Raw genomic sequence first — 12870 nt, forward strand, 5'->3', positions numbered from 1 at the left:
AGGAAACCTCGATTACTCGATAACAACAAGTGGTTGGTCGAATTCAACGTTCTGGCCATCTTCAAGTAGAATGGCAGTCACCACGCCTGACTTGTCCGCTTCGATTTGGTTCATCATTTTCATCGCTTCAACGATACATAAAGTGTCGCCTACAGAAACAGATTGACCAACTTCAACGAATGCTTTTGAGTCTGGACTTGGAGAACGGTAGAAAGTACCTACCATTGGAGAAAGCACTTGGTGACCAGTTACTACAGCAGGCGCGGCCGCTTCAGCTGCCGGTGCTACAGGCGCAGCAGCTGGTGCTGCAACTGGCGCAGGTGCTGCAGCGTAATGTACTGGAGCCATTTGAGCAGGAGCTGCGTTGCGGCTGATGCGTACTGATTCTTCACCTTCAGAGATTTCTAATTCAGAAATGCCAGATTCTTCTACCAGTTCGATAAGCTTCTTGATTTTACGAATATCCATCTTTTCTTTCTCTTTATCTTGTGAATAAGACAGCCCTAGCGGGCTGCAGAGTGTTTGTTTACTTTGCCTGCAATGCGTTAATTGCTGCCGACAAAGCGAATTCATAACCTTGGGCACCTAAACCACAAATCACCCCTTGTGCTTTATCGGACAAGTATGAGTGGTGGCGAAACGCTTCACGTGCGTGAACGTTAGATAAGTGCACTTCAATAAATGGGATGGCGACTCCCAATAGCGCATCTCGCAGTGCAACACTGGTATGCGTAAACGCCGCAGGGTTAATAATGATGAAGTCGACCTTGCCATAAGCATCGTGGATCGCTTCAATCAATTCATATTCACGGTTCGATTGAAGATGCTCTAATTCAATGTCTGCTTTTTGCGCTTGTTCGCGTAATGTCTCGACAATTTGCGTTAATGTGTTCGACCCATAGTGCGCAGGCTCACGCAGCCCTAACAGATTAAGGTTTGGACCATTTAAGACTAGAATGCGAGATTTTGCAGTCATTGTGTAGACATCTCCCTATATCGTGAAAAGAATATCAATATTCCCATATAATCTTAATATAAGAGTAAATTTTTCGTAAAAAATTCCCTGTATTTAAGAAATTGCCCCAGATTATAGCTAATTCAGCGCAAATGGCAGCAATTTACTGGTCTTATCAGATAGTTTGCCCATTTAATTTTGTAACCGAGTTAACAGAATAAGAATTAACCATTTAATCATTGTGAGAATAATTTGATGAATAGAAAAAGCCGCCACAGTTGTGACGGCTTGATAACTTAACCTATTTTATTCCTTTCCTATTAGAAGTTGCAGCGGGGTTGGCTACGTTTGCTCACCTCAATCACATGGCTTATCTATGTTCATGGGTCACTCACTTGCCGCCTACCTGCAACTTCAAGTCGTTTGGCTATAGGTGGATTGTTGGCTTCAACTAAGCGATTTCAGCTTTTTCAGCAATCAACTTATCGACCACGCTTGGATCGGCTAGGGTAGAGGTATCACCGAGGTTGCTGGTATCTCCAGTTGCAATTTTGCGTAAAATACGGCGCATGATTTTGCCTGAACGTGTTTTTGGTAAAGAGTCGGTCCAGTGCAGTACATCTGGAGTGGCGATTGGGCCAATTTCTTTGCGCACCCAATCTTTCACTTCTTTGTGCAGCTCAGCGCTTGGGTATACTCCATCATTTAAAGTGATATAAGCATAAATCGCTTGGCCTTTAATATCATGTGGTACACCCACAATCGCCGCTTCAGCAATTTTATCAAACGCGACCAGTGCCGATTCAATCTCCGCAGTACCCATACGGTGTCCGGATACGTTCAATACGTCATCGACACGACCGGTGATCCAGTAGTAGCCATCTTCATCACGACGAGCGCCATCACTGGTGAAGTACATGCCTCTGAAGGTTGAGAAGTAAGTTTGCTCAAAGCGCTCGTGATCCCCATAAACGGTACGCATTTGCCCCGGCCATGAGTCCAAAATTACTAAGTTACCTTCGGCAGCACCTTCAATGATATTACCCATGTTATCGACCAACGCAGGTTGAACACCAAAGAAAGGACGAGTTGCTGAGCCTGGTTTTAGCGCAGTTGCGCCCGGTAGTGGTGAGATCAAAATGCCACCAGTTTCGGTTTGCCACCATGTATCGACAATAGGAGAATTCTCGTTACCGATGGTTTTGTAATACCACTCCCACGCTTCTGGGTTAATTGGCTCACCCACTGACCCCATAATACGTAAGCTGGTGCGTGAGGTATCTTTAACTGCTTCGTTACCTTTGGCCATTAAAGCGCGAATGGCTGTCGGTGCGGTATATAGAATGTTAACTTGATGTTTGTCGACGACCTGACTCATACGGTTGGTGTCTGGGTAGTTTGGAACCCCTTCAAACAGAATCGTTTTGGCGCCATTAGCCAGTGGTCCATAAACCAAATAAGTGTGGCCAGTGATCCAACCCACATCAGCGGTACACCAGAAGGTTTCCCCTTGTTGGTAGTCAAAGACATATTTGAAGGTCATGGCAGCGTAAACAAGATAGCCACCAGTGGTATGCAATACACCTTTGGGTTTACCAGTTGAGCCAGAAGTATAAAGAATAAATAGCGGGTCTTCTGCTTTCATCTCTTCTGGTGGACAGTGGTCAGAGACTTTCGCTGTCGCTTCGTGCCACCATACATCACGGTGATCATGCCAATCAATATCGCCACCGGTACGTTTAAGAACGATGACTTTGCTGATAGTTTTCACTTCAGGGTTGGTCAGCGCTTCATCGACATTTTTCTTCAATGGAACGGCGCGGCCACCACGAACGCCTTCATCAGCGGTGATGACTACTTTGGAATCTGAATCGATAATGCGCCCTGACAACGCTTCAGGAGAGAAACCACCGAATACCACAGTATGAACAGCACCAATGCGAGTACAGGCCAGCATTGCAACTGCTGCTTCTGGAACCATTGGCATATAAAGACAAACCACATCGCCTTTGCGTACGCCCTGTTCTTTTAGGGCGTTAGAGAAGCGACACACTTCCAGATGTAGCTGGTTGAAAGTCAGGGTTTTATCGTCGGCAGGGTCATCACCTTCCCAGATAATAGCGACTTCATCACCGCGCGAGGCTAGGTGGCGATCAATACAGTTGGCAGACACATTTAATGTGCCATCTTCGAACCAACGAATGTCCACATGACCGGTATCGAAAGAGGTGTGCTTCACTTTGGTGAATGGCTTAATCCAATCCACAATCTTGCCGTGTTCACTCCAGAAACCTTCTGGATCAGTCACTGATTGTTGGTACATCGCTAGGTAAGTGTCATTATCCGCGTGGGTCTGTGCTTTGATATTCTCTTTTACCGGATAAACGTGGGCTTCACTCATTGCTTCTTCTCCTTGTGAATTCACTCAATTTTCCTTGTTGCTTGATGTAAACAGAGCGGTTTGGAAAATCTGTATGCCTCTAACTGTCAGCCAGTCAGCGTTTTTCTACAATTAGACTTTAGGATGAGTGAGCGGCTTTTGTATAAAAAATAGAAACTTATGTTTAAATTTGCGAGCGGGGTTGCTGCCGGAACAGGCTTGCTATGGCATGAAAGGGTTTAAAACTAATGGCGGTTTGGAGCAACGAATGGTGGCAGTTCACCCTTGGTTAAGCGTACAAACACCAATGCGGCGGCAATGGCATCTTGCAGAGCGTCATGCTTATCCTGCATAGGAAGATCAAGGTGACGACAAATGGCGTCAAGGCTCAAGTCGATGTAGGCATTGGGCAGCATTTTTTCCAGCTTGTCGTGATAGATCTGACTCACTTCTATTAATGCATTAGGTAATGGAAAGCCTAGGTGCCTGCGACATGCTAGGTCGAGAATTTTTTTGTCGTAGCGAATGTGATAACCCACTAATGGGCGGTTGCCGATAAAAGTTAGCAGGCGAGTGATAGCCTCTTGCTCACCAATACCATCGACTAAGTCTTGATGGCGAATTTTATGAATTTTGACTGAGCCAGAATCAAGCGATTGCGGTGCTCGTAATCGGACCTCAAATGGTTGACTGGTGAGAATGCGATTGTCGATGATTTTCGTCGCGGCAATCGTCACGAGTTCCGCACGGTTAGGGTCAAGGCTGGTGGTTTCACAGTCGAGTGATACATACTCACCCAGCATCGGTGTGCTAAATAGTGGCTGATAGGGGGAGCCTTTCAACTTGTGAAACCAGTACTGGCGTGTAAACCAATTCAATCGTTTATCCTCACTATTCGCGAATTTGATAGTGATAACCAAGCCATTGCTTGAATTTTTTCACCACATGTAAACTGTGTCGTAATAAGTCTCGCTCGGTTCGTTCAAGCTGTTTGATATCAAGTTTATTGGTGCTGTGTTGATTACTCAGTTGTTGGGCTAAACGCAGTTTAAAAAACTGTTTGAGGGCTTCGGTGAGGTTGTCGGCGGTCTGTTTTTCCAACACTTTGTGTTTGACTAACGCTTCAATACGCTCAAACGTGTTGTTTTCAGAAATTTCATGTTCAAGGCTGAGCGCTCGCACCCCGTGTACAATCGGAAAAATGCCACCTTGCTTGATGTCTAAACCCGTTTTGGAGTGTTTTACGTTACCAAACAAGGTTAGTGGTACAGAAAAGCTGAGCGCAGGGCGTGTGAACTCGGTGAGGATCAACTCTTGGCCGGCCATCAAATGACTTAAATGCTGTTTAATGGGGGCTAGTAGGGTGGTATTACCCGCGACAGCGTGGGCATCGGCCATGATCGCGATATCCATTACTTGCTCGGGTTTGGCGGCTTTGACCCAGTGCGTGAGCGTCTGTTTCCATTCGCTTTGGCTTTTAACCCACTTAGGATTGTTAACCATGACATTGCCGGGGCACAATGGGTAACCCAGTTGTTGCAAGGTGTGAGTGAGCGTATTCATCACCATTTCGCATTGGTGCCACTGCAAACCATCTTTGATGATTAAGGCATTGTCTTGATCTGTTTTGAGGATTTGTTCCCCTCGACCTTCAGAGCCAAGTACAATCAAGCAGCAGTGGTCATGCAGTGCGGGCGGCACCACTAAATGGAACGCTTTTTCGATGATCTGCTCGTTGACTGCGGAAATGAGCTCCATGATAAAGCGAGTACGAATACCATTGTTGATTAAACTTTCGACCAATTGCCGCTGTTTGTTTGAAGCGAGTGCTAACTCTTCGACAGTGGTAGCGCGTGCAATACTCAGGCTCAAAACGTGTGAATGAGTAGAAAACGCGCTGAGTATTTGGGTCATATCCAACATGCCGACAGCTTGGTTGCCATCACAGACCATCACGCGTTTAATGCGGTTGCGCGTCATGGCGACCATCGCATTAAACAGAAAATCACCATCGTCGACATGCAGTACTGGGAAGGTGGCGATTTTACCCACCGGAGTATCGAGTGGGTGGTTGTCGAGCATTACCGCATGCAGCATGTTGGTGCGAGTTACAATCGCGTAAGGGTGTACATGAGGAGCATCGATTAGGCGCACATCACTGTCTTCTAAACGTACTAAGGCTGAATCAACACCGTTATCTTTAAGCTGCTGAGTTACTTCATTAATCGGTTGCTCTGGGCTTAAAATCATCGGTGGGTGGTAAATGGAGTCATCAACCTTAGTTAGAATAAATTCGGCGAGGTTTTTTTGCTGTTGAGCGACTTCGATCAGTTCTTGTCGTTTCGCTAGGTTGTTATCAAAATAGGCCGCGAACTGACCATTTTCATTATACAGTTCGAGAAAGATCGCTTTAGGCAGCAGATAGCTTAAAGTGTCTTCTAATGCCACGTACTGGTGCTTGGTCTGCTCATCAAATAGGGCTCGCACATCGAACATGTCGTCGTTGGCGTAATGAGCGAAGATCTCTTTGCCATCTTTTGAACGTTCTTCAACCGCGCCCTTGATCAAAATATGTAAATGTTGGCTTGGTTTTTCGCAATGCAACAGTACCTCTTTGGTGCGAAAATACGCCACGTCGAGTGAAGCACGAAGGTGGTTTTGCTGTTGCTGTGTCAGGCGGTCAAATGGGGGCGACTGCATGTTAAATTTATCAGGCATAGCGGATGTTCACTCACAAAAAATCTCTATCTAAGTGTGGCTGAAATCCTCACGAGCTCCAGACGACTTTGGTCTAAGGCTGGTGGTTTTGCATGCATTAAAGTGATGATGGCGAATAGGGAAACATAGCATTGCGTAATATTCCCTTTTTACAACTATCAACACACTGCATAATACGTCAGTTTTCTTTTCTCTCTTTCAGGATGAATCATGTTAAATCCCTCGCCGCATGGCTGGATATCTCAATATTTTATTGGTTTCTTTTTTGCCTATGGCGTTTACCTCCCTTTTTGGGCGCTGTGGTTTGAAAACCAAGGCGTATCAGCAACGGATATTGGCCTACTCATCGGTATAGGTTTTGCGACTCGTTGTGTGGCGAACCTTGTCATCACGCCGCGTATTCATAAGGTAGAGCACTTGTTGCCAACATTGCGTTGGTTAAGTTTAGCGGCGCTGTTATTTATAGGTTTCCACTTCTTTACCGGCGGTAGTTTCTGGTTGATGGCGTTAGCCACCGTGTTATTTAACCTCTGTTGTGGCCCTGCAATACCGTTGTCAGATGCAATGGCGAACTACTATGCTCGTCTACAAATGTTGGATTATGGCCGTACGCGCTTGTGGGGATCGGTCGCGTTTATTGGAGGTTCAACGGTAGTTGGTCTACTTGTGGCAAGTTACGGTACGGATATGATTCTGTACACGGCGTTGGCGGGGATATTTGTGTCGCTGCTGCTGAGTCTGCGCAACCCGAATCCAATGCCAGTTACCGTCAGTGAAGAGCATGCTGAGCGCCCTAAATTGAGCCAATTACTGCGCGAATGGCCAGTGATTAAATTTTTGGTGTTAGTGGCGCTTATTCAAGGAAGTCACGCTGCCTACTACAGTTTTAGTTCTATTTATTGGAAAAGTGCAGGCCACTCTGAAGAGTTAATTGGCTATTTGTGGAGCTTAGGTGTGGTTGCTGAAGTGGCTGTGTTTGCTTTGAGCAAGCGTTTATTTTCAGGTTGGTCATTACGCGCCTTATTTGTGGCGGCAGCTATCGGTGTTATTGCGCGGTGGGGCTTGATGGCTTCGACAACGGCTATCATTGCATTGGCGGCTATCCAGCTATTGCATGGGGTTACTTTCGCAATGGCACATATTGCTGCTATTCAATATATTCAACATGCGCCGCAAAATAAAATGGTGGCTTTGCAGGCGTTGTATAACGCAATTCCACTGGGTGCATTTATCGCCTTGATGACCACCTTGAGTGGGTGGGGTTATGAGAACTGGGGCGCGAACGTATTTTGGGCAATGGCATTGATGGGCGTGTTGGCATTGTTCATCAAAGTGGAACCAGCCCAATCGATAGTGAAAAATCAGGGTCTGAAAGCGGAGCCTGAAGCACAGAATTAACCTCAACAGACAGAGATTATACCCAAACCACTTGAAGTTGCAGGTAGGCGGCAAGTGAGTTCATCCCCATGAGCATAGATAAACCGTGTGATTGGGGGGAGCGAATGTAGTCAACATCGCTGCAGCTTCAAGTAGGAAGGGGATAGATAAGGATATCGAATGCAAGGATGGATCGTTGTTCCTGTTTCACTCGCTTACCTAGGTGTACTGTTTCTTGTCGCTTGGTACGGTGATCGGCAAACCAAGTGGTTGGCGAAATGGCGACCGTGGATCTATAGCCTATCGATTGCGGTGTACTGTACTTCTTGGACTTTCTACGGCACGGTCGGTCAAGCAAGCAATAACCCTTGGTCATTTCTGCCTATTTATATTGCGCCTATTTTAGTTTTTACATTGGGCTGGCGCATGCTTGCCCGTTTGATTCTTATTGCCAAGCGTGAACACATTACCTCTATTGCTGATTTTATCGGTGCTCGTTATGGCAAATCGCAAGGATTAGCGGTTGCCATTACCCTTATTGCCGTGGTCGGCATTTTGCCCTATATCGCGTTGCAGCTGCGTGGGATCACTATGGGGCTCAATATTGTTGCGCCCAATTTGGCCGAACAATTTGGTTATCAGGATTATCACGTATCATGGTTTGTGGTCGCTGCATTGGCGGTATTTACCATGCTGTTTGGCACGCGTCATATCGACAATACGGAGCATCACCGCGGTATGATGATGGCCATCGCCTTTGAGTCGATCGTTAAATTATTCGCCTTTCTAGCGGTTGGAGTATTCATCGTCTATTTAGCTTGGCAACGGGATAGTGTTGATTTACAAACGATTGCAGAGCAAACCTACCAAGCACCGAATTGGCCAACACTGCTGATCCACACCCTGCTCACCATGATGGCTATCATCTGTCTACCGCGTCAGTTTCATACTATGGTGGTGGAAAATGAGCGTGCACAAGATCTACATACCGCGCGTTGGTTGTTCCCCTTGTATTTGATTTTGATGGGGCTATTTGTCCTGCCCATCGCTTGGGTCGGTCAGAGTCTACTCAGTGGCAGTCCGGCAGATACTTATGTGATCAGCGTGCCGATTTCTGTTGGCGCTGAAAATATTGCGTTGTTGGCCTTTGTCGGAGGTACTTCAGCGGCGAGTGGTATGGTCATTGTATCGACGATTGCCTTAGCCATTATGGTTTCTAACGACTTGGTGATGCCGTTACTTCTTCGGCGTATGCGCTTAACTCAGCGTAATTATCGTCATTTCTCTGGTTTGTTGCTGATTATTCGCCGAGCGTTAATCTTGCTGCTGCTATTTGGCGCATGGGGCTTTTATCAAGCGTTGGACTCTATTCGCTCATTGTCGGCGATTGGCTTTCTATCATTTGCAGCGATTGCACAATTTGCCCCAGCATTGGTTGGCGGTATGTATTGGCGAGAGGGCAATCGTAAAGGGGTTTATGTTGGCCTTGCGGTAGGGTTTACCCTGTGGATCATCACCTTAATGACTCAAACCGACATGCTGGCCGGAGACGCGCAGAGTAACTTTTTATTGTGGCTGATCACCCCTCCTGAAGCGTTGAGTTCGTGGGGGCTTGCGAATTCAGATTGGGGGATGGTGCTCAGTGTAGCGCTAAATACTCTGTGCTATGTCGTGGTGTCATCACTCACTCGCCCGAGCCTAAGTGAGCGCTTACAATCGGCGGCATTTGTCGGTACGCCACTACCAGAGAGTGAAAATATCAGCTTGTACCAAAGCCGCGTTACGGTGGCTGAGCTTGAAATGCTGGCCTCACGTTTTGTCGGACGAACGCGCGTACGCACTGCTTTTCGGCAATATTGGAGTTTGCAACGTGAAACCATGCTGCCAAATCAACAAGCACCATCGACTTTAATTCGTCATACCGAAAGGGTGCTGGCTGGTGTTTTTGGTGCATCGTCAGCCAAGTTAGTGCTCACTTCGGCCCTGCAAGGTCGCAATATGCAGTTGGAAGAAGTCGCCACAATCGTCGATGAAGCATCCGAGCTGTACGACTTTAGTCGCGGCTTGCTCCAAGGGGCGATAGAACATATTGGTCAAGGAATTGCGGTGGTTGATAAACAGCTACGGCTGGTGGCATGGAATCAACGTTATTTAGAGCTGTTTGAATTTCCGGCTGGGCTTATCCAAGTCGGGCGGCCAATAGCGGATGTTATTCGGCACAATGCACAACAAGGTTTGTGTGGTCCGGGGGATCCTGAAGAACATGTGCGGCGTCGTGTTTATTACCTTGAGCAGGGTTCGCGTCATACCTCATCACGTATCCGCCCTGATGGACGAGTGATCGAAGTGCAAGGCAACCCGATGCCCGGTGGAGGTTTTGTGATGAGCTTTACCGACATCACTGTATTCCGCGATGCAGAACAAGCACTCAAAGAAGCCAATGAGACGCTAGAAGAGCGAGTTCATGAACGTACTCAAGAGCTAGAAGCGCTCAATAAACGGTTGGTTACCGCAACCCAAAAATCTGAACAAGAGTCGCAATCCAAGTCGCGTTTTTTAGCGGCTGTCAGCCATGATTTAATGCAGCCTCTTAATGCGGCACGTTTATTTGCTTCCTCTTTGGCGGAGGTAGCGAAAGAGGCTGAAGAGAAAAAGTTAGCCGGTTACATCGAAAGCTCGCTCGAAGCGGCGGAGGATTTGATTGGTGACTTGCTGGATATCTCTCGTTTGGAGTCCGGTAAGCTTGATACTCACCGTCATAGTTTTGCAATTAACGACGTGCTTGCCAATCTTAATGCTGAGTTCAGTGCGCTAGCTAAGCAGCAGGGGATTGATTTTACCTTGATCCCATCGTCACTCTACGTGATGTCTGATCCGAAATTACTACGCCGAGTCATACAAAACTTTCTCACCAATGCTTTTCGTTATAACCCACGCGGCAAAGTGCTGCTTGGAGTGCGACGAGTTGAAGGCCGAGTACGGATTGATGTGTGGGACAACGGGATCGGTATAGAAGAAGATAAACAGCAGGAAATTTTTGAAGAGTTCAACCGTGGTAGCCAGGTACGCTCTGATCAAGGTCTTGGTTTGGGGTTAGCGATCTCGAAAGGGATTGCTCATGTGCTTGGTCATCAAATTTCAATGCGCTCTTGGGCTGGCAAAGGGAGCGTATTTTCGATCACTCTGGATAAATCTGAGCCCGCAGAGCAACAACCAGAAGTGCCGTTCGTACAACAAGCTCAATCAGATCTCAATCATTTGCGCGTATTGTGCGTGGATAACGAACCCGATATTTTAGTGGGAATGGAAGATTTACTAGCAAGGTGGGGATGTGATGTTAAGGTCGCCGTTGATTTGATGCAAAGCTTAAAAGCATTGGAAGATAACTGGGTTCCAGACGTGATTTTATCGGATTACCGTTTAGATAATGGGCGCACTGGCTTAGAAGTGTTGCAGCAGTGTCGCTTGCGACTAGGCGACTGTTTTGAAGGCGTTATCATCAGCGCGGATCGCACCGATGATATGCTGGAAGGCATTAAATCAAACGGATTTAGTTTTATCCCTAAACCTGTTAAGCCACTGAAATTGCGAGCGGTATTGAATCGCGTGAGCTAATGATGCCAATCGTAGCGATATAATACAAAAAGCCGATGCAGAGCATCGGCTTTATTGTTATCAACATTATTTGTACTTCAGAGCTAATCCCTACAATTGAACTCGTCAGTGTTCGTGATTAATGGTCGTGAGCTTGGCCTGCACCTTTAGGGAAGCGGATAGACTCAACCATATCTTGTACTTCTGTTGGCACTTCTGCGGTGAACTTATTGACCACAATCGAGACTACGAAGTTCAAACACATACCTAGCGTACCAATTCCTTCTGGACTGATACCGAATAGCCAGTTGTCCGGAGTGCTGGCCGCTGGGTTGATAAACTTGAAGTTGATGATGTAAGCCGCAGTGAAAGCAATGCCAGCCAACATACCTGCAATCGCCCCTTCTTTGTTCATCTTCTTATAGAAGATACCTAGAATGATGGCAGGGAAGAAGGAGGCGGCTGCCAAGCCGAAGGCAAATGCCACCACCTGAGCTACGAAGCCGGGGGGGTTAATACCCAAGTAACCTGCACCAACAATGGCGACTACCGCTGCAAGACGCGCAGCCAAGAGCTCTTGTTTGTCGGTCATATCAGGTTTAATGCCTTTCTTCAGCAAATCATGCGAAATGGATGTTGAGATAACCAACAATAGACCAGCCGCAGTTGATAGTGCCGCTGCTAAGCCACCAGCTGCCAGTAAGCCCACAACCCAGTTCGGTAGTTTTGCAAGCTCTGGTGATGCTAATACAATGATGTCACGGTTGATTTTCATCTCGTTACGTTCATCGCCAGAATAGAACATTCTGCCATCGCCGTTCTTATCTTCCCAACCGACAAGACCTGTGCTTTCCCAGTTTTTGTACCAGCTTGGTGCTTCTTCACCCGGTACACCTTGCATGTCTGGACCGTTAATAGTGTCGATCATGTTGACGCGAGCAAATGCCGCTACGCCTGGTGCCGTGGTGTAAAGTAGTGAAATAAAGAGTAGCGCCCAACCTGCAGAGATACGTGCATCGCGTACTTTTGGTACAGTAAAGAAGCGAATAATAACGTGCGGTAGACCTGCTGTACCAACCATAAGTGCTGCACAGATAAAGAACACATCGACCATGCTCTTATTACCTTCGGTGTACGCGGTAAAGCCAAGCTCTTGCGTCAGACCGTCCAGTTTATCGAGTAAGTACACATCTGATCCGGTGATGGTCGAACCCATACCAATTTGTGGGAACGGGTTACCTGTCATCATAATCGAGGTAAAGATAGCTGGCACAAGGAAAGCGAAAATGAGTACACAGAATTGAGCAACCTGCGTATAAGTGATGCCTTTCATGCCGCCAAGTACTGCGTAGAAGAACACAATACCCATACCGATGATGATCCCCATGTTGATGTCTACTTCAAGGAAGCGAGAGAACACCACACCCACACCACGCATTTGACCTGCTACATAAGTGAAGGAGATAAAGATGGCACAGAACACCGCAACCATGCGCGCGGTTTTTGAGTAGTAACGTTCGCCAATGAAATCTGGCACGGTGAATTGACCAAATTTACGGAGGTAAGGTGCTAAACAAAGCGCCAGTAATACATAGCCGCCCGTCCAACCCATCAAGTACACCGCACCGTCGTAACCGACGAATGAAATGATACCTGCCATAGAGATAAACGATGCTGCCGACATCCAGTCTGCAGCGGTTGCCATGCCGTTAGCAACAGGGTGAACACCGCCTCCTGCAACGTAGAATTCACTGGTGGATCCTGCGCGAGCCCAAATTGCGATGCCGATATAAAGTGCGAACGTAATACCGACAAGAATAAACGTCCAAGTTTGAATATCCATTTC

Annotated in this window: 8 protein-coding genes; 2 read left to right on the forward strand and 6 right to left on the reverse strand. The window is 47.0% G+C overall.

Annotated elements, in window-relative coordinates:
* Positions 1-12: 12 nt before the first annotated feature.
* The 5 genes from accB to EYW48_RS01725 form a co-directional block, all read right to left on the reverse strand.
* The gene (gene accB, locus EYW48_RS01705; protein ID WP_261917287.1) at positions 13-468 is read right to left on the reverse strand and encodes an acetyl-CoA carboxylase biotin carboxyl carrier protein; all 456 of its coding nucleotides are present in this window, start codon (positions 466-468) and stop codon (positions 13-15) included.
* 58 nt (positions 469-526) lie between these two features.
* A complete protein-coding gene (gene aroQ / locus EYW48_RS01710; protein ID WP_053309644.1) occupies positions 527-976 on the reverse strand; it encodes a type II 3-dehydroquinate dehydratase in 450 nt (149 codons plus the stop codon).
* 430 nt (positions 977-1406) lie between these two features.
* Positions 1407-3356: an acetate--CoA ligase gene (gene acs / locus EYW48_RS01715; protein ID WP_176246558.1), complete on the reverse strand. Its 1950-nt coding sequence runs from the start codon at positions 3354-3356 to the stop codon at positions 1407-1409.
* 224 nt (positions 3357-3580) lie between these two features.
* Positions 3581-4213, reverse strand: coding sequence for a 3'-5' exonuclease (locus tag EYW48_RS01720; RefSeq protein ID WP_171980186.1), 633 nt, complete (start codon positions 4211-4213; stop codon positions 3581-3583).
* Positions 4214-4226: 13 nt separating this feature from the next.
* On the reverse strand, positions 4227-6053 hold the full coding sequence (locus EYW48_RS01725) for a DUF294 nucleotidyltransferase-like domain-containing protein (RefSeq protein WP_274699290.1): 1827 nt from the start codon (positions 6051-6053) through the stop codon (positions 4227-4229).
* A gap of 210 nt (positions 6054-6263) precedes the next feature.
* Between EYW48_RS01725 and EYW48_RS01730 the strand changes: the two genes are divergently transcribed.
* Together EYW48_RS01730 and EYW48_RS01735 are read left to right on the forward strand one after the other, a co-directional pair.
* A complete protein-coding gene (locus tag EYW48_RS01730; protein WP_277431802.1) occupies positions 6264-7451 on the forward strand; it encodes a 3-phenylpropionate MFS transporter in 1188 nt (395 codons plus the stop codon).
* 159 nt (positions 7452-7610) lie between these two features.
* Positions 7611-11045: a PAS domain-containing hybrid sensor histidine kinase/response regulator gene (locus EYW48_RS01735; protein WP_277431803.1), complete on the forward strand. Its 3435-nt coding sequence runs from the start codon at positions 7611-7613 to the stop codon at positions 11043-11045.
* A gap of 118 nt (positions 11046-11163) precedes the next feature.
* Here the strand turns inward: EYW48_RS01735 and EYW48_RS01740 are convergent, their stop codons facing one another.
* On the reverse strand, positions 11164-12867 hold the full coding sequence (locus tag EYW48_RS01740; protein ID WP_277431804.1) for a sodium:solute symporter family protein: 1704 nt from the start codon (positions 12865-12867) through the stop codon (positions 11164-11166).
* Positions 12868-12870: the final 3 nt, after the last annotated feature.

The organism is Vibrio sp. 1180_3, assembly GCF_029478545.1.
In the GTDB taxonomy this organism is placed as follows: domain Bacteria; phylum Pseudomonadota; class Gammaproteobacteria; order Enterobacterales; family Vibrionaceae; genus Vibrio; species Vibrio aestuarianus.

Excerpts from the sequence above, each read along its gene's own strand:
- accB (WP_261917287.1), bottom strand. The coding sequence starts at position 468 with ATGGATATTCGTAAAATCAAGAAGCTTATCGAACTGGTAGAAGAATCT.
- aroQ (WP_053309644.1), bottom strand. The coding sequence starts at position 976 with ATGACTGCAAAATCTCGCATTCTAGTCTTAAATGGTCCAAACCTTAAT.
- acs (WP_176246558.1), bottom strand. The coding sequence starts at position 3,356 with ATGAGTGAAGCCCACGTTTATCCGGTAAAAGAGAATATCAAAGCACAG.
- EYW48_RS01725 (WP_274699290.1), bottom strand. The coding sequence starts at position 6,053 with ATGCCTGATAAATTTAACATGCAGTCGCCCCCATTTGACCGCCTGACA.
- EYW48_RS01730 (WP_277431802.1), top strand. The coding sequence starts at position 6,264 with ATGTTAAATCCCTCGCCGCATGGCTGGATATCTCAATATTTTATTGGT.
- EYW48_RS01735 (WP_277431803.1), top strand. The coding sequence starts at position 7,611 with ATGCAAGGATGGATCGTTGTTCCTGTTTCACTCGCTTACCTAGGTGTA.
- EYW48_RS01740 (WP_277431804.1), bottom strand. The coding sequence starts at position 12,867 with ATGGATATTCAAACTTGGACGTTTATTCTTGTCGGTATTACGTTCGCA.